The organism is Marinobacterium nitratireducens, from assembly GCF_014645375.1.
GTDB classification, from domain to species: domain Bacteria; phylum Pseudomonadota; class Gammaproteobacteria; order Pseudomonadales; family Balneatricaceae; genus Marinobacterium_A; species Marinobacterium_A nitratireducens.
The window spans coordinates 335,730-362,454 of the sequence record NZ_BMLT01000006.1; the positions used below are offsets into that span (position 1 = coordinate 335,730).

Below are 26,725 nucleotides of genomic sequence, written 5' to 3' on the forward strand. Positions count from 1 at the left end.
GCGACGCATGACTCCGGAAACCTTGATCTGGACGGCGCTGGCCGTGGCTGCCGGCGCTTTCATCCAGGGCAGCACCGGCATGGGGTTCGCGCTGATCGTCGCGCCTGTGCTGGGGCTGCTGGAACCCTCGATGCTGCCGATCGGCCTGCTGGTACTGATGCTGCCGCTGAACGCCCACGTTGCCTGGCGCGAGCGCGCCGCGATCGACTTTCGCGGCGCGCGCTGGATCACCCTCGGCCGCATTGCCGGTACCTTTGGTGGCCTCTGGGTGCTGCTGGCGCTGCCGATGGACTACCTCAACGTGCTGATCGGCGTCTCGACCATCGCCGCCAGCCTTGCCAGCCTGCTGGCGCCGGCGTTCTCGCCCAACCGGCGCGCCTACGTCTCTACCGGGGTCATCACCGGCATTACCGAGACCGCGACCGGCATCGGCGGGCCGCCGCTGGCGCTGGTCTACCAGCATATGCCGGTGCCGACGCTGCGCGCATCGGTGGCGCTCTGCTTTCTGATCGGCGAGCTGGTGTCACTGGCGGTGCTGGCACTGAGCGGCAAGCTGCAGACGGAGCAACTGGAGCCGGTGCTGTGGATGCTGCCGGCGCTGCTGATCGGCATGCTGCTGAGCCACTGGATCCACCGTTCGATCAACGCCCGCTTCCTGCGCAATTTCGTGATCGTCTTCGCCATCGTCTCAGGCGCCTTCGTGCTGCTGAAGGGCTAGGCCCGCAGGGCCTGCCGGCAGTTCGGCGCCCTGCCTGCCTGTTCATCTGTGCCATGCTAAGGGAGCCTGCTGAAAATTCCTGTCTGCGCTGGAAGCCAGATATTCATTGGGACTTATTCGCAGGCTCCCTGGATACGCCCGTAACGGCGTACCTTCCCGTTTTGACGCTACGGGAGTGCCCCCCATGAACAGTATTTTTCACTTCATTCCAGATCGACTGCTGGCCGGGCTGCTGGCGGTTGCGGGCCTGCTGCTGGCGGGTCCGGCCCCGGCGGCGCTGTCGGTATCGCCGATCTTCGGCGACGACATGGTGCTGCAACGCGATATGCCGCTGCCGGTATTCGGCACCGCGCGTCCCGGCGAGTCGGTCACGGTCAGGCTGGAATGGCCGGGTGGTGAAACCCGCTCGGCATCGTCGACGGCCGACAGTTCCGGCAACTGGCAGGTGTCGCTGGCGGCACTTCCAGCCATCGCCTCAACGGGCGAGCTGTCGGTCGAGACCAGCAGCGAGACGATCGGCTTCAGTGGCGTGCAGGCGGGCGAAGTCTGGCTGTGCAGCGGTCAGTCGAACATGGGGTATCCACTGCGCAACGCCAACGGCGGCGATGCGGCGATGGCGGCTGCGCCGGATCACAACCTGCGCCTGTTCCGCATGATCGCCGGCAACGGCCCGGCGGCGAGCGGCTGGCGGTTGCCAGATCCGGACAGTGCCGGCGACTTCTCCGCAGTGTGCTACTGGATGGGGCTGGAGCTGTCGCAATGGTTCGCGAGGACGGAGGCCGATGTGCCGATCGGGCTGATTCAGGCCACCCATGACGGTACCGCCATTTCCCACTGGCAGCATGATTTCGGCGGCGAGGCCGACGACTACGAGAAGATGGTGCAGTCGATCCAGCCGTTTCCGGTCAAGGGTGTGGCCTGGTACCAGGGCGAGAGCAATGGCGGCGATGCCGACTACGCGGTCAAGCTCGCCGCCATGATCGCTGAATGGCGCGTCGACTGGGGCCTGGCAAGTCTGCCGTTCGGCATTATCCAGCTGTCCGACCGCTCCGGCTGGAACTGGGCGCGCAACGGCCAGCTGCTGGTGTCCGATGCGGACGACAACGCCTTCCTGGTGGTGATCAAGGATCTGCCGGGCGGCGCCCTGCATCCGCCGGAGAAACGGCCGGTCGGGATTCGCGCCGCCATCGGCGCCCGCGGTCTGGTGTACGGCGAAGCCATCGAATACTCGGGCCCGGTACGCGATCCAGGCGTGAGCCACATCGAGGGAAGTCAGTTGGTGCTGGCGTGGACGCACCTGGGGGACGGGCTGTTCACCGACGACGGCCTCGATCCCGGTCCCTTCAGTGTGGCGGCGGCGACCGGCCGCTTCAAGCGTGCCCAGGCGGTGATCGATGGCGATACGGTGCGGGTCTGGAGCAACCAGGTATCGGAACCGCGGCGGGTACGCTACGCCTACGACGGCACCGGGAACCTGTTCAACGCGGTGTCGGTCGCGACAGCCGGTGGCACGGAAGTGCTGGACCGGCTCAAGGCATCCGAATTCGAGATCGAAGTGAGCGGGAGTGGCGATGACAGCACGCCGCCGGCCGCGCCGACCGGACTGGTCGCAAGTCCCGGGGATGGGCAGGTGCTGCTCGACTGGGACGACAGTGCCGAAGCCGACCTGGCGGGCTACCGGCTGTACCGCAGCACTGTCAGCGGCGGGCCGTACGACCCGGTCAACGCCGGTCTGATCGCCGCCAGCACTTACACGGACGGCGGTCGGAGCAACGGAGTTACCTACTGGTATGTGGCGACGGCGGAGGACCGTGCCGGCAACGAGTCGGGTGACTCCGGCGAAGCCTCGGCAACGCCGATCGGCGCGGGTGGTTGTACACCGGTCAGCATGAGCGTGACCTCGCAAGTGACCTGGAACGAGCCGGCAAGTCAGGGGCAGAAGACCGGTGTTGCCCAGGTGACGGTGGAGGACAATTGTGGCGATCCGGTGAACGGTGCGTCGGTCACCGGCCAGTTCAGCGGTAGCTTCAGCTGCGGTACCGTGGACGAATATTGTACGGCTGTTACGGAGCAGGGCGTGGCAACGCTGCGCAGTGCCGATACGGCCAAGGGCAAGGTCAGCGTCGGGTTTTGCGTCCGCGCTGTTGATAAAGAGGGTCTGACGTTCGTATCGACGGGGTGCGAGTAGGTCGTGTTGTAGTAGCGGCGCCTTGCCACGAACAGGAATGACGGCTGCGGTTGTGCCGCACCGTGCGGGTAAACGGTTGGTGGCGGGAGTTTCGACTTTTCGTCTCGGTTACGGCTTTTCGTCAGCTCCCGTGTCGGGCATGAGCGGCTCGCCATCGGCGTCTAGGAGTTGATGATCGAACGCCGCCTGGAGACCGGTATCTTCCAGCACTTCCTCTTCGAACTCATGCTCGAGGTGGCGTGGGTACAGTGGCGACAGGATTGCCACCAGGATGCCGATCGCGGAGAACATGGCGAAGGTATCGGCGTAGCCGAATGCATTCACCAGCACGCCGACGACCGGGGAGCCGGCCGCCTGGCCGAGCGCGCAGGCCATGAAGGGCAGTACCGGCCCCATCGACAGCCGGCCCGGCAAAAGGCGGATGCCGGTCATCAGATAGAGCCCGGTCAGACTCATGTAGGCCAGGCCGAAGACCAGCGCGGAAAATGTCGCGAGCACCAGCTGACCGGGGCTGGCGGCGAGCAGCGCCAGGCTCGCGGACAGCATCATCAGCATCAGCGCGTGCGTGATCGGTGGGTTGTTGCGGTCGGCCAGATCGGCCACCACGGCGCCTCCGAGGCCGGCGATGCCAACCGCCAGCCACAGCCAGCCGGTTGCGCTGGGCGGCAGGGCGCCGAGGGTAGCCATCAGGTCGGGCGCGAAGATCCAGTACGCCGAAGCGACGAAGCCCATCACGAACGCAAACAGCGAAAGCCTGAAGAGGCGCGACCACTGCTGGGCGCTGATTGGAGCCGGCGGCGCTGCGTCCGTCGGCGTGATCCGGGACACCGAGGGGATAAAGTACCAGGCGGCAACCACCCCGATGCCCGCCATCACGGCAAAAGACAGATACGCGAAACGCCAGGCGCCGGACAGGAACAGCACCGAGGGTACGGCAACGGCCACGCCAATGCTGGTACCCGCGTTCATGACTGCGCTTACGCGCCCGTGCAGCGAGCGATTCACCAGCGCCTGCATGGCGGCCGTGAGCGCCGGCATCATCAGTCCGGTACAGATGCCACATGCGAATACGCCCGCGCCGAGCGTCAATGCATCAGAGGCCTGGCTGATCAGTGCCAGGCCGCCGACGCCAAACAGGCCGGACAGCACCGCCGCGTTGCGGGCACCGAGGTGATCGGCGGCGAATGGCGCGACCAGTGTGGACAGCAGGAAACTGATGAGCGGCAGTGCGCCGATAATGCCGATGAGGTAGGGCGTGAGCTCCAGCTCGGCGCGGATAGGCGGCACGAACAGCCCGAAAGCGAAGCGCGCAAGCCCGTAACTGATCGCGACCAGCGCTGCGCCGAACAGCGCAAATCCGGTGCTTGAAAGAGACTTCATACCGCCTCCGGCCGACAAGCTTCGATGATGTCGGTTTTCGGCCTCCGCTGAGTGATAACCGCCCATTGAAACCCGTATTCCTTTATAAACATGAAGCGCTCCCATGAACGGAGACGGACCCGAACGTTTTGACGAAGGCATACCCGATAATGCTTAAAGCGGTACAGCGATCTGGAGGGGAAACAGGACCGGGTGCCACACCGGTAAAACAGTGTTCAAAGGCCTGCGGCGACCCTCAACAGCCGCAAACCGGGCCTCTTCAGCCTAGGAGGTCTCCTGGCGGGTTTCAAGCAAGGGGTGCGCAGGCGTGCCGGCATCGTCGTCAAAGCTTCCTGGCGATATAGAACGCATAGCCGTAGTAGGTCTTGTAGCGGTCGTACAGCCGGGCTTCGCGCTGTTGCTCCGCCACCAGGCCGGCGGCTGCCGGGTTATCGGCATGCTGTTGCAGAAACTTTTCCTGCACCGGTACCTGGGGTTTGTAGAAGTGATCGGTCCAGCAGTTTTCCGGCAGGATGAAGATGGCAACGGGCACATACCCGGCCTGCTGCAGCTGCCCGACCTTGTTGGCGATGGTATCGATCCCGGGGTAGGCCTCGTTCCAGAAGCGGTCGATCTCGTCCGGCCGGCTCTCGGTAAACCAGGACGCTTCCGACACCGCCAGATAGCCGCCCGGCCTGAGAAAGCGGCGCCACTCCCGGATACCCCGCTCGAAGCCGATGTTGTAGATGGCCCCCTCGGACCAGATCAGGTCCAGCTCTTCCTCGGCGAAGGGCAGCGCGTCCATGGAACCGACGATGCCGCGAACGCGCTCGCTCAGGCCGGCTGCCTGGCTGTTGGCGTTGAAAATGCGGATGAAGTCGGGGAACAGGTCCAGGCCGGTGACCGATCCCGGCGCATGCCCGGCCAGCACCCGCGTCTGCCCGCCGGTACCGCAGCCAAGATCGACGATGCGGGACTCCGTCGTCAGCCCCTCGATAAAGCTCAGCGCCCTGACGGTCACCTCGGGGCTGCCGGGCCCCTGCCGCTCCAGTGACGCGAAATATTCGCAGATCAGGCTGTAGTCGAAATCGTGAATGGAGTGGCTTTCGTTGCCCATTGGAGTACCTGTTTGAGATTTCGGAGAGAGCTGCCAGGCTGTTGAAAATCTATCTGCGTGGCCGAATGCTGCGTTAAAAGCCGGTTTCAGGCAGGGTATCACACCCGGCGCAAATCGCAGGATGGGTGAAACGACGCCTGGTAGGGGGCATCCGTTTCTGGCTCGGCCCAGAGCGTCGTGGAACCCATCCTGTGCGCTCAGAACATCATGAGAGCGTCGGGCGCTGTTGATGGGTTTCCTGATAGTTGCTCCGGCAATATCAGGATTTCCGCCGTCCGTGGCGGTTAGGTCGTATCCAATGACCCCACAGACGATGAAGCGATACCCTCGGGAAACTGTCGCCGGAATATCTTAGCGCCGTCGCAACAAGTAGAATGGCCGGATGAGCATACTATTCGAAGAAATCGACTCTCAGCCTTCCCCGATCGGCACTATCTCCTTAAGGCGCCGGCGGTTACCCGTTATGGGAGATCGGGATATCTATGAAGTGAAACTCGGGGACGAGTTCCTGATGTCCAGCTACTTTGTCGACGGCGAGGTCGCGCTTGCCGATTGCGGGCTCCGTGCATTGAGTGGCGACGGCCTGTCGGTCGTGGTTGGCGGACTTGGCCTTGGCTACACCGCAGCCGCTGTACTCGAGCATGACAAGGTCGGCGAACTGCTGGTGGTCGAGTACCTGCCGCCGGTGATCGGCTGGCACCAGCAGGAGAAGGTTCCGCTGGGCAAGATACTCAATGCCGATCAGCGCTGTCGCTACGTGCAGGGCGACTTCTTTGCACTCAGTGCCTGCGAAGCGGGTTTTGACCCCGATATGCCGGGCCGGAAGCTGGATGCAATTTTGCTCGATATCGATCACTCTCCCCGGGCATTGCTCAACGACGCCAGCAAACCCTTCTACAGCGAGGCCGGCCTTACGCGGTTGGCGAGTCACCTGGTTCCCGGTGGCGTGTTCGGCTTCTGGTCCAATGAGCCGCCGGATGCGCCCTTTACCGAGCTGCTGCGCAGGGTTTTCCCGTCCGTCGAGGTGCACGAGGTGGATTTCCATAACCCCTTCCAGGATCGCATGGCGACCAATACCGTTTATGTGGGGATGTTGTGAGCCCCGTTACCATGTCATTACCACAGGAGCGCCATGAAAGCCCCTAAACGCCTTATTCCCCTGTTGGAGGAGGGCCTTATCGACGAGGTCCTGCGTCCGTTGATGAGTGGCAAGGAGGCTTCCGTCTACGTGGTGCGCTGCGGCGACGAGGTTCGCTGCGCGAAAGTCTACAAGGACGCTGAAAAACGCAGCTTCAAAAAAGCCGCCCAGTATCAGGAGGGGCGCAAAGTGCGTAACTCGCGCCGCGCCCGTGCCATGGAGAAAGGCTCGCGCTTTGGCCGCAACCAGATCGAAGAGACCTGGCAGAATGCAGAAGTCGATGCGCTCTACCGGCTCGCCGCCAGCGGTGTACGGGTTCCCGAGCCCTACGGTTGTTTCGACGGCGTGCTGTTGATGGAACTCGTCACAGATGACGAAGGCCGTGTTGCCCCGCGTCTGAACGATGTCGCGATGTCAGCCGACCAGGCCCGCGAGGATCACCTGATGGTGATGGAGTACGTCAAGCGGATGCTGTGCGCGGGACTGGTTCATGGTGACCTCTCGGAATTCAACGTACTGGTGGATGACTACGGTCCGGTTATCATCGACCTGCCCCAGGCGGTGGATGCGGCGGCCAACAACAATGCCCGCGCCATGCTCGAACGCGACGTCGACAACATGACGCGGTACTACGCCCAGTACGCGGAAGAGCTGCTGCAAACCCGCTACGCCGCCGAGATGTGGAACCTGTTCGAGGCGGGAGAGCTGTCGCACGAATCCGTACTGACCGGCAGGGTGGTCGAACCCGAACAGGCCCCGGATGTCGATGCGGTCATGGCAGAGATCCAGCAGATCCTGCGCGACGAGGAGCAGCGGCGCGAGCGCTTAAAGGCTGAACTACAGGACGAGGCGGAATAAAGTCCGGACGAAAAACAGGCGAAAGAGCGCAGTCGCAGGATGGGTGGAGTCGCGCCGGCAATCCGCTTTCCGATAGCGCCTGGCTTGTCGCGACGCAACCGCCACGGACGGCGGAAGTCCTGGTATTGCAGGAGCAAATATCAGGAAACCCATCACCAACCTAGGGCAGTGGCGAGCCCTTGTCGTCGACGAAGACGTCGAACACCAGGAACAGGTCCGGATCGAAGGACACCAGGCTGGCATGGTTGGTCACCAGCAGCGACCTGTTCTGATCGTCGAAGGCGATGTTGGCGGGATTGGCCCAGGGTACCGGCGCCCCCGGGGGATTCTGCGCAGGTCCTGAGTAGACGGTATTGACCGAGCCGTCCGGGTTGAGGACCCTGATGGTGCTCGTCAGGGCCTCGGCCACGTACAGCTTGCCGGATTTGCCAAAGGCGATGCCGTCCGGCCCCGTGAATCCCAACGACGCGAACACTTCCAGGTCCTCGGCAACCGGGTTGGGCACCAGCGGCAGCCGATAGATCACGCCATTCATATTGCTGTCGACCGTCACCGAAACATAAGCGTACCTGTTGTTCCGGTCGATGCGTATACCGTTCACGCCGAAGGGGATGAGCGGGTTGCCGGCAAGCGCCGGATCGGTAAACCACACCACGGGCGCGCCCCCTCCCGCGGGGACCCTGTAAATGGTGGCCGCGAACGAGTCGGTGACGTACAGGTTGCCCTCGTCATCGAAAGCGAGGTCGTTGAGCAGAGACGGCCCGGCCGGAATAAATTCGGAGTAGACCGACTGGGTGTTGGCGGGGGTGAGGTCCATGCGAATCACACCCACGTACGGCTCGATGACGTAGAGCTTGCCGTCCGGGCCGAACGCGGCGCACGAAGCGGCACTCATCCCCGCGTAGGGGTTGGTGATGGTAATGGGGTAGGTGGCTTCGAGGCTACCCGTGCGGATATCGTATGCCTGGACGTACGCCGACCCGGGCGGCAGCCCGAAGGCGGCAGGGCCGGAAACATAGAAGCGGTTACCGCGGGTGGCAATGCCCTCCGGAAAGCCGGCCAGGGGAACCGGCGCGACCACCGCCGAATCTCCCAGGCCCTGGGCAGGGGCGAGAGACGGGGTCATGAGTACCAGCATCAGGACCGCGAGCAGGGACGGGAAAGGGACCTTCATGTGAAGCCTCCATCGATGTTGCTTTGCATCAGTGAGCGATATGTCCAGACAGACCCGTGTCCCTGCATATAGGGAGATCCCCGGACCAGGGAGCGACTGGTGTCAGCAAGCAGTGTAGATGCTTTCGTAATCCAGGCATTTCAGCCATAAATAACTGATTTTTATATGCAGCTAACGATTGCTGCATAAAGGCGTGGTGATAGCTTCGATCAGGTGGCGTCACTTTGAGAACGGTATACTGTCCCCGGAATTACATCCATAAATAACTGATTTTTATATAGAGTTCTCGATTGCTGCATAAAGGCGTGATGATAGCTTGGGGCAGGTCGCGTCACTTTGAGATCGGTATGCTGTCCCCGGAATTCCCCGTACTGCGGCGACAACAGCAACTTGTTATGCCTTATTGTTAATATGTGGCGTAACAATTTGATGCCAGCGCGTATGGCACGATTGACAGAGGTATGGCTGCGGCCACTTTTCCGCCTCTTCACCAAAAAAGGTCCAAGGTGCCCAATGATGATTCTGTGCTCCGTCGTGTCCACACACTTCACATTTATGCCGATCTCCAACAATAGGCATTGAATCTACATCCAACCCTGCCAGCTCTACATCTCTTTTCTTAACATATTTTGGGACTAGGTATTCACACCCTTGGCACATGTAACGATACTGCCAGGTGCCACCCCTATTTTTCTGCTTTACGACTTCCCAACTGTGCCACCCACATTTGTGGCATTCAGTCCTATGTCTTTTGACAAACCGGAATTCGGAATAATCTGGAGAGTCCATTTATTTTATCCAATGCCGATATAGCCATAACGCCCGCTTAAGTGGTGAGCAACGCAATGCCGCTGCTTTCGCATACCACCTTAATCACAAAAATCAACGCATTGTAAAAATGCCACGCGTTGCGAATCCGTCTTGAAGCGTTTGTTAAATGCGTTACTTATTCTTACCATCTAACCATTCACATATAGCAAAGAAATATTCTATTCGCTCTGACCCATAAGACAAAGAACTACCCTGACTAAATAAGCGAATCATGTCTTCAACCAACTGATTACCTTCGATAAGTGCATCCATCTCAGCAAATACGTTTGCTCTAAAAAACGATCGTCCATCACTTGTTGATAGAAGTGATTTATGTTCGTTCGATATGCTATGCGCAATAACATTTCTAGCTTTTCTTGCTAACTGAATTGCATCTTCTGCACGTTCCGGTAGCTCATACTTCGATGAAAGAGCGCGAATCTTTTCATACAACGTTCCAGATGCTAGAAGTGAGTATATTTCATAAGAATACTCACTTTCAGAACTAATAACGTCAGTTAGATGAGCCAAAGTTCGGCAATTATTTTCAAATTCTGTTGCATAAGCTAAAGCTCGACCAAGAAGCGCATAAGAATCTGAGATTTCTGTGCTAGCTGCCGGCATCGGAAGTAATGGATGCGATGTCATTTAATATCTGAACTCCAAATATGGTCGAAAGCATTTAACGCCTTGCTTAGGGGCCGTAGTGAAGCTCAGCGTAACAGAGGTCCCAGCGCAGCGACTACAGCATCTTGTTAGCATTTTGGTTCTAAATCACCTTCAAATCTATATTCGTTACCTTCTTCTGACCAAGAACCTGAAATTGTTAAAAACTCATTCGACTCATTTTCCACCCTAAAGCGAAGTTTGCAGGGAACGCCTAGCTGGCCTGTTTCCTCTTGGCGCGATTTGTCTATATCCGATTCGAACACGCCATCTTTCAAGTTGGCGATGCCTGACCTTCTCCATTTTCCTTGGCCACCCCAACTAGATACTACATCGAAGGCCAAAGATGTCTTTCCATCACGAACAATAAAAGAGACGACATTGATAATATAGTCATCTTCAAAATACAACTCACCATGATACTTCATATTAAATTCCGGTTTTAAATGCTAACAGCCTGTTAATGAGGCTTTCGGCCTAATAATAATCATTAGAAGGTATACCTTTTTACAAAGCTTGCGATCCAAAGTTAGCACGTAATGCATTATTTTATATGCTAAAAATTACCTCTACAAATACTCAACAACGTATTAGAAGGTATTTCGCCTTAACGCCACTCCGTCCGAAAGGTACACCATCAGCGAGCAGCTCCCACCTTTTGCCCTTTAATGACCGGCTGGTGTATTTGCAGAAGACAAGTCCTGATCCAACGCTTGAGCCTGTGTGCTACTCGCCATCTGAAACACCAAAACCCCACGCTACCGCCCTTCCGGTAACAGAATGCAAGTGGCGCTGAGGTCAGGTCAGTTGAGTTTGGAAAAGAGGAAGAGAGGGGGGAGAGATCACCCAGCCTGGCTTCCATGCTCAGCTGACGATTGTCGGCGGTGTCTATCTACTATAGTCCGGGCTTGTGTCGCTGTTGCCGGAACATTTCGTCCGGCCTGCGTTGCAGAGCGCTTCCATTGCGCAAGCTGTGTCGCCAAACCCCTACAGATCGTCGGATGTTACAACAGCGCTCGTCCGCTGCACAGGCCGTTCCGTTCCGGATTGCGACTTCCAGGAACGACTGACACCGTTTCGGCCGGGACGGTTGGGAAACGGATTGTCGGCACCCTAACGCCGGCATCGGCACCTGTGGGAGCGCCGTACCCAGTGGGGACTTCCCAGGTTGCGAACAACCACCGTTCAAAATTTGTTCGCCGCGGGGAAGTGCCCTTAGGGTACGCGGCTACGAACGGCCAGTGTGCCGACTCCGGCGGACTGTTACCTTCGGACACAGTCACTGCTACCCATGCGTTCCCATAGGTAACACCTCGCCGTGGTGCGGGTGGTAACGCCAGGTAACGGTTATTTTTAAATCTTTAAAAATCAACAGGTTGAGAAAAGTGGCACGGGCTGTGCTCTACTAGGGCGCAACAACAAGAAGAAGTTCAGAAGAACAACTACAAGACAACAGCGTCCGGTCCGCGGCAATAAAAACAACAAGCCGCTCGCCTGACGCACCATGACCTCGAATAAAAATAACAACGAGGTTCGCGCTGACCCGCTGGATCGGTGTCACGATGGTCCCCAAACCTTGCCTGAAAACAAAAATAAATATCAGGCCGGAATAGTCGACCAGCGGTCAGCCTGCTGCCTTCTCCTGTGTCCTCCTGTGTCCTCCTGAGCTCCATGCTCATGCCGTTCCATTCCTCTGTATATCCCTGATACCACCGACCTTCGGTCGTTGATCGATGTCCATTCGTTTTTGATTCCGCTCTGCAGGATTCGTATGCCTGTTGGCGTCCCAGCGCCGCCGTGGCGTTGACAGTCATGATCGCACTGGCTTTGCTCGTCACTCGTCACTCGTCACTCGTCACTCGTCACTCGTCACTCGTCACTCGTCACTCGTCACTCGTCACTCGTCTCGTGTGCCAGACTGGTCGGTAATGCTGTCGCCGGGCCCGCTGTCCGTCGTGTCGGTACCTGCAGGGATGGAGATCCGCATGAAAACAGCCGTCGATGTGGTTGTGCGCTACGGCGCCTTTTCGTTCCTGGCGCGGCTGTATTTGCTGTCGGGGCTGTCCGGCGCCGGCTGGAGCGCCTGGCTGCTGCTGCCGCTGACCCAAACCTTGTGCGTACTTCTTGCGACCGAAAAACTGAAAGTCTCACGTTACCACCCTTCCGGTAACGGAATGCAAGCGGCGCTAAGACCAGGTCAGAAGAGTGCGGAAGAAAGGAAGAGGGGGAGAGATCACCCAGCCTGGCTTCCATGCTCAGCTGACGATTGTCGGCGGTGTCTGTCTACTATAGTCCGGGCTTGTGTCGCTGTTGCCGGAACAATTCGTCCGGCCTGCGTCGCAGCTCGCATCCCTTGTGGTGCCTTCGTCGCCAAATCCCGACGGTCGGTGAATCTTACAAAACACATTCAGTGCTGGACAGGCGTTGGAATACCGAGAGAAGTAATTGACCCATTTGAGTCACTTACTGACGCAGGCTGGCTGCACAGACTTGCTATCCGCCGGCGGCGGGGCGCCTTCTACATCCAGAACCAAGGTAGGTGTCCGAAGATGGACGAGCGGCGGCTCCGGATTGCGGCTTCCAGGAGCGACAGGCGCCGTTTCGGCCGAGCCGGTTGCGAGGTGGTTTGAAGCCCTGCTAGCGCCGGAATCGGCACCTGTGGGAGCGCCGTACCCAGTGGGCACTTCCCAGGTTGCGAACAACCACGGTTCAAAATTTGTTCGCCGCGGGGAAGTGCCCTTAGGGTACGCGGCTACGAAGAACCGGCGTGCCTGGTTCGTACGACTGTTACCTGCTGACACAGTCACTGCTACCCATGCGTTCCCTCAGGTAACACTTCTTGCCTTTTGTTGGGGTAACACTCTGTAACAAATGAAATAAAAGACATTAAAAACAGTTACATAAGGAATCTGGCACGGTCGGTGCTTTCTATAAGCGCAAAACAACAACAACACGTTCGTAAGAACAACAACAACAAGACAACAGCGTCCGGTCCGCGGCAATAAAAACAACAAGCCGCTCGCCTGACGCACCATGACCTCGAATAAAAATAACAACGAGGTTCGCGCTGACCCGCTGGATCGGTGTCACGATGGTCCCCAAACCTTGCCTGAAAACAAAAATAATTATCAGGCCGGAATAGTCGACCCGCGGTCAGCCTGCTGCCTTCTCCTGTGTCCTCCTGAGCGCCATGCTCATTCCGTTCCATTCCTCTGTATATCCCTGATACCACCGACCTTCGGTCGCTGATCGATGTCCATTCGTTCTTGATTCCGCTCTGCAGGATTCGTATGCCTGTTGGCGTCCCAGCGCCGCCGTGGCGTTGACAGTCATGATCGCACTGGCTTTGCTCGTCACTCGTCACTCGTCACTCGTCACTCGTCACTCGTCACTCGTCACTCGTCACTCGTCACTCGTCACTCGTCACTCGTCTCGTGTGCCAGACTTGTCGGTATTGCAGCGGCCAGGCCGCTGTCTCTCGCGGTTGTACGGATAGGGACGGGAGGCCGGATGAAAACCGCCATCGATATGCTCGTGCGCTACGGCGCTTTTGCGTTACTGGCGTTGCTGACACTCGTGGCTTTGCTGGCGGGGCTGGCCGGCGCCGGCTGGAGTGGCTGGCTGCCGGTGCTGCTGGCGCTGACGGGACTCGGCGCCTGGGATCTGCTGCAGGACCGCCATACGCTGCTGCGCAACTATCCGCTGACCGGCCACCTGCGCTGGGTATTCGAGTGGTCGAGACCCTACCTGCGGCAGTACATCGTCGAGGGCGACCTGAGCGGACGTCCCTACAACCGCGAGCAGCGCTCGCTGGTTTACGAGCGCGCCAAGGATACCCTGGACTCGAAACCGTTCGGCTCCGATTTCGATTTCTACGACGAGCAGTACGAGCTGATGACGCACTCGATCGCGGCGCGCAAGGTCGATTACAGCGACTTTCGCGTGCAGGTCGGCGGGCCCCAGTGTCTGCAGCCCTGCGATGTGTCATTGCTGAATATCTCGGCGATGAGCTTTGGCGCTCTGGGTGCGAAGGCGGTCGAGGCGCTGAACCGGGGGGCGGCGGCGGGCGGCTTCTACCAGGATACCGGGGAGGGCGGCATCAGTCCTTACCATTGCATTCATGGCGGCGATCTGGTTTGGGAGATCGGCACCGGCTATTTCGGCTGCCGCGACGCCGACGGCCACTTCGATCCGGAGCTGTTCGCCCGCGAGGCCCGGCGCGAACAGGTCAAAATGATCGAGATCAAGCTCAGTCAGGGCGCCAAACCCGGTCATGGCGGCGTGCTGCCTGGCAAGAAAGTGACCGCGGAAATCGCCAGTACGCGCCACGTGCCCGAGGGCGTGGAGTGCGTCTCTCCGCCCGGGCACAGCGCCTTTTCGACACCGCTGGAACTGCTCGAATTCGTCGCCCGCCTGCGCGAGCTGTCCGGCGGCAAGCCGGTGGGTATCAAGCTGTGCGTCGGTCATCCCTGGGAGCTGTTCGCCATCTGTAAGGTAATGCTCAAGAGCGGCACTCTGGTCGATTTTATCGTTGTCGACGGTGCCGAGGGGGGCACCGGCGCGGCGCCGGAGGAGTTCTCCGATCATGTCGGTATGGCGCTGCGCGAAGGGCTGGTGCTGACCCGCAACGCGCTGGTCGGCACCGGGTTGCGCGGCGATATCCGTATCGGTGCCAGCGGCAAGGTCTACAGCGCCTTTTCCATCGCCCGCAACCTGGCGCTGGGCGCGGACTGGTGCAATGCGGCGCGTGCCTTCATGTTCAGCCTGGGCTGCGTGATGGCGAAGAAGTGTCACACCGACCGTTGTCCCACCGGCGTCACCACCCAGAACCCGAACCGCCAGCGCGGCCTGGTGGTGGAGGAGAAGTACCTGCGCGTTGCCAACTTTCATCGCAACACCCTCGAGCGGCTCGGCGAGCTCGTCGGCGCCGCCGGACTGGAACATCCCTGCGACCTTCGGCCGCATCATCTGCATCACCGTACCGGTCCCAACAGCATCGCCACCATGGATCAGATCAAGGACTTCCTCGAGCCCGGCATTCTCCTTACCGACCCGGAGTCGACTCCGTACGCAGACTGGTGGGCGGTGGCGTCGGCGGACAGTTTTCAGCCGCAGGCGGCGACCGCACCGTGACCGGAGCGATCGCAGGGTTGAGTTTTCGCGGCGGGGCGCCGCTCCTACGGGTACGCCGATGTTCGTAGGAGTGGCGTACCCAAAGGGCACTTTACCCAAAGGGCACTTCCTCGCCGCGAACCCTTTGGGCACAGCGGGCTGTTCGCGACAGGGTAGACGCCTTTGGGCATTTCGTTTCCACGTTTACGGGTTCCGCTGAATATTTATGTTGCCAATGGCGGCCTCGAATGTATTTGACCGGCTAATGCACTGCGATATGCTTGGGGAAAATACCTGACCCGGAACCCGCCATGAAAAACCTGCCGATGGACCTGCTCAGGACCTTCGTCACCATCAACGATCTCGGTGGCTTTACCCAGGCCGGAGAGGTGCTGGGGCGGTCGCAACCTGCGGTCAGCCTGCAGATCAAGCGCCTCGAGGAGCTGCTCGACCTGCCGCTGTTCAACCGCAACGGCGGGTTGCGGCTGACGGAGGAGGGGCAGCTGTTGTACGGCCATGCGCGCAAGATCCTGGAGCTGAACGATACGGCGATCTCGCAGCTGACCACACCGGCGGTCAGCGGCTCGGTACGGCTCGGGATTCCGAACGATTTCGAGGTCTCCTTCCTGCCGATGACGTTGTCGAAGTTCACCAGTGCCTACCCGAGCGTGACGCTGGATGTCAGCAGCGAGCTGAGCGTCAACCTGCGCCAGGCCTATCGCCGCGGAGCCTACGACCTGGTGATGAGCATGGACGAGCATCCATCGGAGGAGATCCTGCCGGGCGATGCCATTGTCGAGCCGCTGTCCTGGGTCAGCGGACCGTCGTTTCGTCTCGAACCGGCGGAGCCGGTACCGCTGGTGCTGTATCCGCAGGGCTGCGTTTACCGCCGTCATATCACCGAAACGCTCAATCGCGCGGGCATCGCCTGGCGGATTCTCTACTGCACCTCCAGCCTGCTGGGCATCCAGGCGGCGGTCGAAGCGGGGCTTGGCATCACGGCGCTTGCCAACAACACCGTGCCCGGCAACCTCAAGGCCGACCATACGCTGGGCTCACTGCCATCGCTGGGGGAAGTCACCATCGGGTTCAACTACGACATTGCCGGTCTGTCGCCGGCGGCGGCCCGGCTGCTCGACTATCTGCGCAATGGTCTGCAGCAGAGTCAGCGCTTTTCCATCAATCACCGGCTCTGAGGGGCCTGCGGCCGTGCAGGATGGGTAGAGCGATGCACCCCTACGAACGTCAACGGTTTCAGCGCAGAACGGGCATCGCGTAACCGCCAGGGATGGCGGGATTCCTGAAAACGCAGGAGCATTTTTCAGGGAACCCATCATATCGATCGCAGTACCGATCGATTGGTCGCGGTTGGCACGCGCGTTTATGGTGTTGGGTTTCGTGGCTCCGCCACTGCACCCAACCTGCAATCCAAACGATGGCCCTTCTCGGCACTCGGCCGCGGCTTAATGGACGGCTATCGGCTCTAGCTTGGCCTCCATCACCACATCCAGCTGTAGCCCCGACGTCAGCCGGGACAGCGCCCGCTTTAGTCGCGGCTGATTCAGCGGGCGGGTCTCACGGGCGGTCAGGCGAATCTGCAGTCTCCTGTTTGTCCGGTCCCGGTCCTCGGAAATCTGCTGCTTGAATTCTCCGATGTCGAGCCCGTGGCTGTCGAGGATCTGGCGTATGTCCAGGTCGAGGCCCGGGCTGAACGGGGCGCTTATATCCAGTGTCACGACCGGTTCCTCAGCAACGGGCGGCGTCAACTGTTGCCGCGACAGGATACGCAGCCCGTTACCGGAGAATCCTTCCAGTCGCTGCCAGGCGTAGTCGGCATGGAGCCGGGGCAGCTGGATGCGCAGCAGCCCGCTGATCATGCCGTCCATGCCGGCCAGGTGCTGATCGAGCAGGCGTCCTTCGCAGAGCGCGATGGTGTCGGTAAAGCGACGCAGCATATCGGGGCAGTCGTCGCCGGCGATGGCGGCGAGCCAGATAGTATCCATAGTCTTCAATCCGGTTTTGTGGCGGGGGACAGGGGGGGGCCGCGCCGGCGAAATGCGGCCGGCACCCCAGGTAGGTTCAGGCTTGGGCGGTCAGTGAGTGGTCAAAGTCGGGGCGGGGAGCCCGGGAAAGTGTCAGCTTGCTGACGCTCACGTACATCAGGCTGGATACCGCGCAGCCGATCAGCGGTCCTTCGACCCAGCCAAGATCGGAGAACAGCAGGCAGCCGCCGCTCGTCATGAGTCCGGAGAGCATCGAGGCCAGCGCACCGTAGCTGTTGCCGCGCCAGATTGACGACAGGAACACAGGGCCGATCAGGACCGCCAGCAACGTGCCGGTACCGAGGATGCCGAGCCAGGACAGCATGAACGGCGGGGCGTACAGCATCATAACCAGACCCACCAGACCCAGTATCACCACCCAGCTGCGGTTGAGCCACAGCACCCGCGACGCGGAGGCTCTGCTATGGGGAAACAGCGCCTTGCGCAGGTCGTGGGACGCGGCCGACGATACGGTGTGCAGCAGGGAGTTGGCGGTGGACTTCATCGCGAACAGAATGAACAGTGTAATGACGCCACCCAGTACCGGATGCAGATAGTTTGCCAGGTAGTACGGCATTGTCTGGTCGGCTTCGGCCAGCTGAGGATGGGTAACGCGGACATAGAGGCCAACAATCGGCACCAAGCTTAGCAGGCAACCCAGTGGTGCGACCCAGATCGCGACCTGATGAAACCGGACCCCGGGTTTGAAGGCCAGAAAGCGCACCGCCATATAGGGCAGCACAGCGGTAAACAGAAAGGCGTAAGGCAGTACCAGGAATACCGAACTGCGGTTCTCGCCGTATGGCTGGGCGTTTACCGGGTTCAACAGCATCGGGTCAATATCGTTCAGCCGGCCGATCAGTTCCGATGGGCTGAGGTCGGTGAACATCTGCACCATCATCACCACGGCAGCCAGCGCCATGCCGCATACCATCAGCGTATCGGTCCAGGCCACGGCTGCTAGGCCGCCAAGCATGGTGTAGAGGACGATTACGGCGATCATCATGGTGGCGCTCGAATCCAGGTCGATGCCGAGCCAGGAGGCACCGAGCAGACCCACTGCCTTGATCTGGCTGGTCAGGAACACCAGCAATAGCAGGATGGTGATGACCGCGGCCACGCCCTGAACCACGCGGGCCATTGGGCCTCTACCGTGCAGTTGGGCAATGTACTCGGGAATGGTGCAGCTGCCCAAACGGTCGGCCTGCTTGCGCAGGAAGGAGGCAAAGTAAAGTACGGCGATGACCATGGCCGGGGCGAAGAAAAAGTTGCCCAGTACTTCCACCGCGCCGAACTCGTAGGCGACGCCCGGCGAACCCATGAAGCCCCAGCCACTGAAGCCAGTGGCGACGATGGTACCGGCGCCGACGAAGGGACCAAGCGAACGCCCGGCGATCAAAAAGCCCGATTCGTCGTCGCTGTTGACGACCCGGCTCGAGACAAAACCCATGTAGATCAGGACGGCGAAGGAGCCCAGCAGCAGGGCCCAGTTAAACCAGTTGTAATCGTTCATGCTCTGTCTCCTGTCAGCCCTTCGAGGGCATGTCAGCCTGTTTGAACTCTCGCCGCGCATAAGATGCGACAGTGAGTATGAGCAGGGTGATGTTGAGAGTGATGAACCAGTCCAGTGTCCAGGCTTCGATGATCATGAGGTGCACCTTTTCAGCAGGAGTCCCGCTCCTGACGTTTATTGTTTTGCTGGTGTTGGTTGTCCAGCCGGGGGGAAGCGCCCCCTGCATGGCTGGCTAACCGGTTGTGCAAAGGCAACGTGAACATCGCCTTTGGGGAGGAGGGGAACCGAAGTGTGGGGCTCCGGCGCCGCTCCAGGGTGACAACTCGAGGTTGTCATTACGGACATGCCGGTTTCAGAATGTGGGGCTCGTGTTACCGGCAAGATGAGGGCGCGTGGGGCGTCCCCAATACTGAAGGCGTTAGCCCTTGATAATGTTGTACTCCGGTCCGAACGGGAAGCGGGTGATGTTCTCGGCACCGCTCTCACCCACGACCAGGATGTCGTGTTCGCGATAGCCGCCAGCACCGGGACGTCCTTCCGGAATCATCAGCATCGGCTCCATCGACACCACCATGCCCGGCTCCAGCACCGTATCGATATCCTCGCGCAGCTCCAGGCCCGCCTCGCGGCCGTAGTAGTGGCTGAGGGTGCCGAACGAGTGGCCGTAGCCGAAGGTGCGGTACTGCAGCACGTCATGCTCTTCGAAGATCTCGTTGAGCTCTGCGGCGATGTCGCAGCAGCGCGCGCCGGGCCTGATCAGCTCGAGACCGCGGCGGTGCACCTTGCAGTTGATTTCCCAGAGTTCCAGGTGACGGTCCGAGGCGTGCTCGGCGAACAGTGTGCGCTCCAGCGCGGTATAGTAGCCGGCGATCATCGGGAAGGTGTTGAGGCTCAGGATATCGCCCGCCTGCACCTTGCGGGAGGTCACCGGGTTGTGGGCGCCGTCGGTGTTGATGCCGGACTGGAACCAGACCCAGGTATCCATCAGTTCGCCGTGCGGGAAGGTGCCGGCGATCTCGCGCACCATGGCCTGGGTTCCGGCGAGGGCGATTTCGTATTCGGGCACGCCGACCGCGATGGCGTCACGGATGGCGGCACCCCCGACGTCGGCGACCCGCGCACCCTGCTTGATCAGCTCGATTTCCTCGGCGGACTTGATCATGCGCATCTTCATGGTCGGCACACCGATGTCGACGAACTCGGCGCCGGGCAGCGCATCCTTCATTTTCTGCAGGTTCTGCAGCGACATGTGATCGTATTCGATGCCGACCCTGCCGCCGTTCCCGACCAGCTGTTTCACGGCATGGAAGAAGTTGTCCTTCTGCCAGTCGGTGTAGACGACGTTGTCTCCGAGCTGATTGCGACGGTAGGGCTGGCCACCGTCGATGTTGGCGGTGACGGTGGTGAAACCATCCTGCGTTACGACAAGGCCGTAGTCGCGGCCAAAACGGCAGTAAACGAAGTCGCTGAAGTAGTTGATGTTGTGATAGGAGGTAAAGAGCACCGCCCGGATATCCTGCTCGGCCATGTAGATGCGCAGTTTGGTCAGGCGGGACTTCAGCTCGGCCTTGGTGAAGGTCGGCCGTACCTTGTCGCCGTTGGGGATGCTCAGGGTCTGAGGCATGTTCAACATCTTTTGACTCCCATTGTTCTTGTTGGTCGTTATGGGCCGAGTGCCGGGTTTCCGCCGCCTGCATTGCTTTGCCTGTGCGGTGCCGGGATTTCTCACTGGCTTGAGTCGATCCTATCCCTGCTGTTCTCATAACAGAAATCAATAGTTCTAATGTGGTCATTTGTAATGCAAATGATTTGCGTCGAAGTGCAGGAGCGGCTTCAGCCGCGAAGGATGCGGCCCAGGAAGAGATTGTTCGCGGCGGGGAAATGCCCTTTGGGTGCGCCGCTACGGGGACTTTGTCAGACGCCGGTGGTGTTAGGTTGGCGTAGGACCCGCGCCCCGCGGCGAAGCGGGGTGAGGCGATTCGCGGCGAGGGCGCCGCTCCCACGGGTTGTCGGGCGTTGGTCAGGTGCTGGAGGTGCCAGGTCGGCGTAGGAGCCACGCCCCGCGGCGAACCTTTGTCGGGCTCTGCGTCAGGTCCGTTCGCGGCGGGGACGTGCCCTTTGGGCACGCCGCTCCCACGGGTTATCGGGCGTTGGGGTGTTGGTCCGGTGCTGGAGGTGCCAGGTCGGCGTAGGAGCCACGCCCCCGTGGCGAAGCGGTCAGTTGGAATTACCGGGATGCACCAGTGCGCCGAGACCGGCCTCGACCAGGTTGCGGATCAGCATGGCGCGGATGGCGCTGGCCTGCTCCAGCGCCAGCGCCTGGCTTACCAGTTCCTCCCCGCGCTGCCGGCTGAAGGAACGGATCACCCACTTGATGCGCAGCAGATCCCCCGCGCTCAGGCTCAGGCTCTCGACGCCGAGGCCGAGCAGCAACAGGGCCACGGCGGGATCTCCGGCGGCCTCACCGCAGACGCTTACCGGCCTGCCGTGGCGCCGGCCGGCGGCGACGACCTGGATCAGGGCGCGGATCACCGCCGGATGGAGGGCGTCGAACCACTTGGCGACACGTTCATTGTTGCGGTCGACCGCCAGCAGGTACTGGGTCAGGTCATTGCTGCCGACGCAGAGAAAGCTGATCCGGCGCGCCAGCTCATCGGCCTGGTAGACGGCCGCGGGCACCTCGATCATGGCGCCGAGACGGGGCATGATGATGGCATCGTCCTGCTCCTGAAGCTCGTGGCAGGCACGAGTGATCAGTACCAGTGCTTCGTCGAGGTCCTCGACGCGGCTGATCATCGGCAGTAGCAGATTGAGGTTGCCGAGGCCCGCGTTGGCGCGCAGCATGGCGCGGATCTGGGTGAGGAAGATCTCCGGGTGGTCGAGGGAGATGCGGATTCCGCGCCAGCCGAGGTAGGGGTTCTCTTCCTGTACCGGGAAGTAGGTCAGCGCCTTGTCGCCACCGATGTCGAGGGTGCGCAGTGTGACCGGGCGCGGGTGAAAGGCCTCCAGCACCTGCCGGTAGAGGGTGAACTGCTCCTCCTCGTTGGGAAAGCTGTTGCGCACCATGAAGGGAAATTCGGTGCGGTACAGACCGATGCCCTCGGCGCCCTTGGCAAGCGAATGGTTGAGGTCCGACAGCAGGCCGGCATTGGTATACAGCGGGATGCGCACGCCATCGGGCGTTTCCGCGGGCAGCTCCAGCAGCTGCTGCAGGTCCTCCGACAGCTGTCTCTCCTGTTGCCGCACGCGGCGGAATTCGCCGCGCAGCGCTTCTCCGGGCTCAGGGTAGATCTGTCCCTGGTAGCCGTCGATGATCAGCGTTCTGCCGTCGAGCGCCGCCAGCGGCATCTCGGAGGAGAGGCTCATGATGGCCGGTACTTCCAGCGCTCGCGCCAGGATGGCCAGATGGGACAGGCTCGAGCCGTGGCCCGAGATGACCCCGACCAGTTGGCCGGCCGGTATGGAGGTCAGGTCGACGGGGCTCAGGTTTTCGCCGATCAGGATGCAGCGTTCGGGGTAGTCCGGTTGCGCCGGCTGCTTTTCGGGCAGCAGGCGCGCCATCAGGCGCTTGCCGATATCGCGGATATCGTGCGCCCGCTCGCGCAGATAGGGGTCGTCCATCGCCTCGAACAGGCGGGCGTGCTCGAGAATACTGTCACGCAGCGCAGCCGGTGCCCAGTGTCCCGCGACAATGCGCGCCCTGGCCGCGTCGAACAGCTCGGTGCTGCGGGCAATCAGCGCAAAGGCCCGGAACAGCGAGCGGTCTTCGGCATTGAGTGCCGGCTCGTTATGCTCGGCCAGGCGTTCGAATTCGGCGGCGACCTGGTCCACGGCGCGGCTAAGCCGGGCGATTTCGCTGTCGGGGTCGTCTGCCGGCCGATCGGGAATCTGCTCGAGTTCGGCGGGCGAGCAGATCACCAGGCCGGTGCCCATGGCGATGCCCGGCGCGCCGGCGCCGCCGTCGATGCGGCTGAGTGTGGCATCGGGTGTATCGACGGATGCCGGCGACGGGCTGTGCGCCAGTGACAGCGCTATGGCGCCGGCCAGCTGCGAGGCCAGGGTGACCATGAAGGATACCGCAGACTCGCGGAAACGGCGTTCGGCGACCTGCTGTACCACCATCACACCCAGTAGCTCCCCCTGGTGCAGGACCGGCACGCCGAGAAAGCCGTGGTAGTGTTCTTCGCCGGACTCGGGGACCGACTGGTAGCGGGGGTGGGCCGGTGCGTTGCGCACGTTGACGGGTTTGCGGCGCTGTGCCACCAGCCCCACCAGTCCTTCGTCGAGTTTCAGCTGCAACTGACCGACCACCTCGGGGTTGAGCCCTTCCGCGGCCATCAATACGTAGTGGTGGTGGGCCTGGTCGGAGAGAAAGACGGAGCAGGCATCGACCTGCATGGTAGCGCGGATGCCGCTGACGATCAGGTACAGCGCCGACTCCAGGTCTGCCGCTTCAGCGACGTCCTGCACGATCTGGCGCAAACGGGCCAGCTTCTTGCCCGGGCTCAGGCCTTTGTCCGCATCGCCCGGCGAAGACTGAGGTTGATCGGGGTTCATGCTGCCATCTCCTGTCGCAACGGAGACACTGCGCCATCGATTCGGGCCCTATTCGGATCCTGGCGTTCTGAACCGCGCGGTATTCGCCGTTGTCGTTATTGTTGCAAACAGCAGGCCCTTTTCACTCTATCCTGCCGGCGCGGACTTGTCATGCCGCAGTGCGGTTACAGCGTAAATCGTAGGATGGGTGAAACGGCGCTCGGGCACGGTATACCAGTTTTTGATCGGGTCCGGGCGCCGTGCAACCCATCTTGGGTCTCGGGTCAGCACCGCTGTGCCTGAATCATTGATGGGTTCCGCCGCTCAAGACTACCGTGCCGAGGAACCTGTATTCGGAGTTGGCGGCTCCACCCATCCTACCTTTCTATCCTGCCGGCGCGGACTCGTCATGCCTAGAGCATGGCGGAAAGCAGTGTGGCGATGCCAAGAAAGCTGAAGAAGCCGACGATATCGGTGATCGTTGTCAGGAAAATGCTCGATGACTGCGCCGGGTCCTGGCCCAGCGACGTCAGCACCACGGGGATGGTGGCGCCGGCCATCCCGGCGACCACCATCGACAAAATCATGGCCAGGCAGATCACCAGTGCAAGCCCGGTGGAGCCGCTCCAGATCCATACGCCCAGCGCGGTCACGCCGGAGACCGCGAGACCGTTGAGGAAGCCGACCAGCGCCTCTTTGAACAGAAGCTGACCCCAGTGACTGCTGCGCACCTCGCGCAGTGCCAGTCCCCGCATGGTCACCGCCAGCGCCTGGGCTCCGGTGTTGCCGGACTGGCCCGCGACCACCGGCAGCAGCACCGCGAGCGCGGTGAACTGGGCGATGGTGCTCTCGAACAGGCCGACAACGCTGGCGGCGATAAAGGCGGTCAACAGGTTGATCTGCAGCCAGGGCAGCCGTTTGCCGACGGCAAAGGAGACGCGGGACAGCGCCCGTTCTTCCTTGCTGGTACCGACCATCGTCTGCAGCGTGGCGGTGGCTTCGTTTTCGGCCGCCTCCATCAGCGCCTGAGGCGGCACGACGCCGATCAGTCTGCCGTCGAGGTCGACCACGGGAAGGTCGATGATACGCAGCTCCTCGAGCTTGTCGACGACCTCGTCGCGCGGAGTCATGCCCTCGACCCAGGCCGTGACCGGCTGCATCAGCTCGTGGAGGCGGGCAGCGGGGGACGCCACTGCCAGCACCTGAATCGGGATAACGCCGCTCAGTCGGTTGTCGCCGTCGAGCACGAACAGGCTGAGTATGTCGTGGCGCTGGCTGGCGCGCAGACGCTGCAGGCCTTCGCGTACCGTCATGTCGGCGCGAAACACCAGTATCCGCGGATCCATCAGGGCACCGGCGCTGCCGGGCGGGAAGGCCATCAGGGTATTGAGCTCCCCAGCCCGGGTTTCATCCAGCAGCGCCATCCAGCTATCGCGCCGTCCCGGTGACACGCTCGCCAGCCAGGCGACGCAGCGGTTCGGGTTGGCACGACTCAGCAGTTCGCGAACGCGCCCGTCGTCCAGCGACTCCAGCACTTCGCCCGCGATATCCGGGACCAGGCGTTCCCAGACCGCCAGCGCCAGCTCCGGTGGCTGCTCGCCGAGCAGGTCGGCAATGCGTGTCGCGGGCAGCTTCTCCAGCAGGTGGGTGGCTTCCGCCGGATAACGATTCAGGCAGACCTGCTGCAACAGGGCGGCGGCCCGCGGCTGCTCAGTGCTCATCCCGGGTCTCCGGGGGCGGTGCCCGGTTTTCGCGTGTCGGGAACAGCAGCGCCGCTGCACCGGACCAGAGCAGGTCGGTCAGTTCGAGCAGGGTATCGCGCGAGCCCTGGGCCATGCCGGCGTCGTGACCCTGGTCGCGCAGGGCGTCGACCATGTCCTTCTGGTGCAACACGCCGAGAAAGAGTCCCTTGCGGTCGGTAACGGCGATCAGGGTGTCATGGGTCCAGGCCGGGTGGTGTTCGACGGCACCCAGCCGGGTCTTGGCCGAAACCATCGGCAGGTCCTTTTGCACGATCGCCTGCAGCGGCGCCTTGCGGCGCGCCGACAGCAGATCCTGTACCGCCACGCTGCCGGCCAGGCGATGATTCCTGTCGAGCACGAAAATGCGGTGCAGCGCTGTCTGCGGGCTGTGGCGGATACGCTGCAGCGCTTCCTCGACACCGATGTCGGCGGGAAGGGTGAAAGCGCGGCTGTCCATGACCGCGCCCACCGATCCGACGGGAAAACTCTGCACCAGCCGCAGGGCGCTGTTGATGCCGAGCGGCAGCCGGGAAAGAATTTCCTCGCGCGGCCCCGCTGCAAGCAACTGCACCAGTGGCACCGCCGTCGTGGTGGGTAGCCTGGCCAGCAGGCCGGCGGCGCGCCTGACCGGCAGGCGTTCCAGGCAGCGGGTCACCGTCAATGGCGGCAGCCGCTGCAATACCCGGAGCGCCGGCTTGTCGGGCACCCCGGCCATCAGTTCGGCGAGATCGGCGGCGTCGACGTTCTCCAGCGCCGCGGCCGCGTCGTCCGGGTGTTCGGACATCAGGTGGATGGCCAGCAAATCAGTCATCGCCGTCGGTCCTTCGCTTCAGTACCGAAACGCTCTCTGCAAAACGCCGCGCGGGCACGAGGGTGCGCCCTTCGTCGGTATCGAGAATCACCGCGGTCGAGGTCAGCTCGAGGATGTCGCCTTCGGTGTCGTCCACCCGCACCTTCTGCCCGATGCGGTAGACCTTTCGCAGTTGGTGGGCCGCCAGAATGTTGCTGACCTCGGCGCTGGCGCCGATGCCGAAGGCCAGCCCCAGAGCGCCGAGAATGGCGGCGGCGGCGATGGTGACGACGTTGACCAACAGGCCGACGTTGAGGCCGAGGTGACCGATGCCGAGAATGGCGGCGAAGACGACGATCAGCGTCTTGACGGTAACCCCCAGCGCTTCGCTCGAGCTCAGTCCACGGGCCAGCGCGGCGGCCGCACCAGATCCTGGGCGATGCCGCCGAGCAGATAGCCGCCGAACAGGATCAGCGCACCGATGATTAGCTTGGGCAGATAGATGATGAGCTGGTTGATCCAGTCCGCGAGCCCCGGAAGCCCCAGGGATTCCACCGCGGCGGCAAGGAAGAACAGGAACACCAGCCAGTACAGCAGTCGGGCGATGAAGCTGGAGTCGGGCTTGCGCAGTGCGAGGGCCGCAGGCCCCGAGTGGCGGCGCAGATGTGCGGTCAGGCGATCGATGCCGGAACCGAAGCGCAGCGTCAGGGCGCGAATCAGTCGCGCGAACAGCCAGCCCAGCAGCAACAGCAGCAGTGCCGTGATCAGGTTCGGCAGATACGCCGCCAGGGTCCTGAGAAAGTCGCTGAAACTGCTTTCAAGAATGTCCCTGAGGTTGTTGAGCGTTTCCATGGTCCCCGTCGCCGTGCCGGACGCGGTCGGGTGACCGCGCCTTGACTACAGACTAGCAGGCCGTTGGAGTTCTACCTGATTTGCCGGCAGCCGCGTTCATTTATCAGTTT

At 61.5% G+C, this 26,725-nt stretch carries 20 protein-coding genes; 6 read left to right on the forward strand and 14 right to left on the reverse strand.

The window, feature by feature from the left end; all coding sequences use genetic code 11:
* Window positions 1-7: 7 nt before the first annotated feature.
* Together IEX85_RS13830 and IEX85_RS13835 are read left to right on the forward strand one after the other, a co-directional pair.
* Window positions 8-718 carry a sulfite exporter TauE/SafE family protein gene (locus IEX85_RS13830; RefSeq protein WP_188861196.1) on the forward strand — a complete coding sequence of 237 codons (711 nt, stop codon included), beginning with the start codon at window positions 8-10 and terminating at the stop codon, window positions 716-718.
* 184 nt (window positions 719-902) lie between these two features.
* The gene (locus IEX85_RS13835; RefSeq protein ID WP_188861197.1) at window positions 903-2,906 is read left to right on the forward strand and encodes a sialate O-acetylesterase; all 2,004 of its coding nucleotides are present in this window, start codon (window positions 903-905) and stop codon (window positions 2,904-2,906) included.
* 108 nt (window positions 2,907-3,014) lie between these two features.
* Here IEX85_RS13835 and IEX85_RS13840 read toward each other — a convergent pair whose 3' ends face one another.
* Window positions 3,015-4,286 carry an MFS transporter gene (locus IEX85_RS13840; RefSeq protein WP_188861198.1) on the reverse strand — a complete coding sequence of 424 codons (1,272 nt, stop codon included), beginning with the start codon at window positions 4,284-4,286 and terminating at the stop codon, window positions 3,015-3,017.
* Between the two features lie 322 nt (window positions 4,287-4,608).
* Complete coding sequence (locus IEX85_RS13845) at window positions 4,609-5,382, reverse strand: class I SAM-dependent methyltransferase (RefSeq protein ID WP_188861199.1); 774 nt, start codon at window positions 5,380-5,382, stop codon at window positions 4,609-4,611.
* A gap of 463 nt (window positions 5,383-5,845) precedes the next feature.
* Between IEX85_RS13845 and IEX85_RS13850 the strand changes: the two genes are divergently transcribed.
* Window positions 5,846-6,481: a polyamine aminopropyltransferase gene (locus IEX85_RS13850; RefSeq protein ID WP_308425650.1), complete on the forward strand. Its 636-nt coding sequence runs from the start codon at window positions 5,846-5,848 to the stop codon at window positions 6,479-6,481.
* A gap of 33 nt (window positions 6,482-6,514) precedes the next feature.
* On the forward strand, window positions 6,515-7,378 hold the full coding sequence (locus tag IEX85_RS13855; protein ID WP_188861201.1) for a PA4780 family RIO1-like protein kinase: 864 nt from the start codon (window positions 6,515-6,517) through the stop codon (window positions 7,376-7,378).
* Window positions 7,379-7,538: 160 nt separating this feature from the next.
* On the opposite strand, the gene IEX85_RS13860 is transcribed toward IEX85_RS13855, so the two are convergent.
* The 3 genes from IEX85_RS13860 to IEX85_RS13875 form a co-directional block, all read right to left on the reverse strand.
* Window positions 7,539-8,552, reverse strand: coding sequence for an SMP-30/gluconolactonase/LRE family protein (locus IEX85_RS13860; RefSeq protein ID WP_188861202.1), 1,014 nt, complete (start codon window positions 8,550-8,552; stop codon window positions 7,539-7,541).
* 942 nt (window positions 8,553-9,494) lie between these two features.
* Window positions 9,495-10,010, reverse strand: coding sequence for a hypothetical protein (locus IEX85_RS13870; protein WP_188861203.1), 516 nt, complete (start codon window positions 10,008-10,010; stop codon window positions 9,495-9,497).
* A 107-nt stretch (window positions 10,011-10,117) separates the two neighbouring features.
* Complete coding sequence (locus IEX85_RS13875) at window positions 10,118-10,456, reverse strand: hypothetical protein (protein ID WP_188861204.1); 339 nt, start codon at window positions 10,454-10,456, stop codon at window positions 10,118-10,120.
* A 3,082-nt stretch (window positions 10,457-13,538) separates the two neighbouring features.
* Between IEX85_RS13875 and IEX85_RS13880 the strand changes: the two genes are divergently transcribed.
* The gene (locus IEX85_RS13880) at window positions 13,539-15,161 is read left to right on the forward strand and encodes an FMN-binding glutamate synthase family protein (protein ID WP_229721919.1); all 1,623 of its coding nucleotides are present in this window, start codon (window positions 13,539-13,541) and stop codon (window positions 15,159-15,161) included.
* A 290-nt stretch (window positions 15,162-15,451) separates the two neighbouring features.
* On the forward strand, window positions 15,452-16,336 hold the full coding sequence (locus tag IEX85_RS13885; RefSeq protein ID WP_188861205.1) for a LysR substrate-binding domain-containing protein: 885 nt from the start codon (window positions 15,452-15,454) through the stop codon (window positions 16,334-16,336).
* A gap of 267 nt (window positions 16,337-16,603) precedes the next feature.
* Here the strand turns inward: IEX85_RS13885 and IEX85_RS13890 are convergent, their stop codons facing one another.
* The 9 genes from IEX85_RS13890 to IEX85_RS13925 all read right to left on the reverse strand — a co-directional run bounded on the left by IEX85_RS13890 (window position 16,604) and on the right by IEX85_RS13925 (window position 26,615).
* Window positions 16,604-17,143, reverse strand: a complete 540-nt coding sequence (locus tag IEX85_RS13890) for a hypothetical protein (RefSeq protein WP_188861206.1) — start codon at window positions 17,141-17,143, stop codon at window positions 16,604-16,606.
* 76 nt (window positions 17,144-17,219) lie between these two features.
* Window positions 17,220-18,695, reverse strand: coding sequence for a sodium:solute symporter family protein (locus IEX85_RS13895; protein ID WP_188861207.1), 1,476 nt, complete (start codon window positions 18,693-18,695; stop codon window positions 17,220-17,222).
* A 13-nt stretch (window positions 18,696-18,708) separates the two neighbouring features.
* The gene (locus IEX85_RS24140) at window positions 18,709-18,831 is read right to left on the reverse strand and encodes a hypothetical protein (RefSeq protein ID WP_268238082.1); all 123 of its coding nucleotides are present in this window, start codon (window positions 18,829-18,831) and stop codon (window positions 18,709-18,711) included.
* Window positions 18,832-19,113: 282 nt separating this feature from the next.
* On the reverse strand, window positions 19,114-20,328 hold the full coding sequence (locus tag IEX85_RS13900) for a M24 family metallopeptidase (protein WP_229721920.1): 1,215 nt from the start codon (window positions 20,326-20,328) through the stop codon (window positions 19,114-19,116).
* A gap of 584 nt (window positions 20,329-20,912) precedes the next feature.
* A complete protein-coding gene (ptsP, locus tag IEX85_RS13905) occupies window positions 20,913-23,252 on the reverse strand; it encodes a phosphoenolpyruvate--protein phosphotransferase (protein ID WP_188861208.1) in 2,340 nt (779 codons plus the stop codon).
* Window positions 23,253-23,644: 392 nt separating this feature from the next.
* Window positions 23,645-24,952, reverse strand: a complete 1,308-nt coding sequence (locus tag IEX85_RS13910) for a magnesium transporter (RefSeq protein WP_188861209.1) — start codon at window positions 24,950-24,952, stop codon at window positions 23,645-23,647.
* Complete coding sequence (locus tag IEX85_RS13915; protein WP_188861210.1) at window positions 24,942-25,784, reverse strand: CBS domain-containing protein; 843 nt, start codon at window positions 25,782-25,784, stop codon at window positions 24,942-24,944. The genes IEX85_RS13910 and IEX85_RS13915 overlap by 11 nt, the downstream gene beginning before the upstream one ends.
* Complete coding sequence (locus tag IEX85_RS13920) at window positions 25,777-26,064, reverse strand: mechanosensitive ion channel domain-containing protein (protein ID WP_188861211.1); 288 nt, start codon at window positions 26,062-26,064, stop codon at window positions 25,777-25,779. Before IEX85_RS13920 ends, IEX85_RS13915 begins: the two co-directional genes overlap by 8 nt.
* A gap of 95 nt (window positions 26,065-26,159) precedes the next feature.
* On the reverse strand, window positions 26,160-26,615 hold the full coding sequence (locus tag IEX85_RS13925) for a mechanosensitive ion channel family protein (protein WP_188861212.1): 456 nt from the start codon (window positions 26,613-26,615) through the stop codon (window positions 26,160-26,162).
* Window positions 26,616-26,725 lie beyond the last annotated feature (110 nt).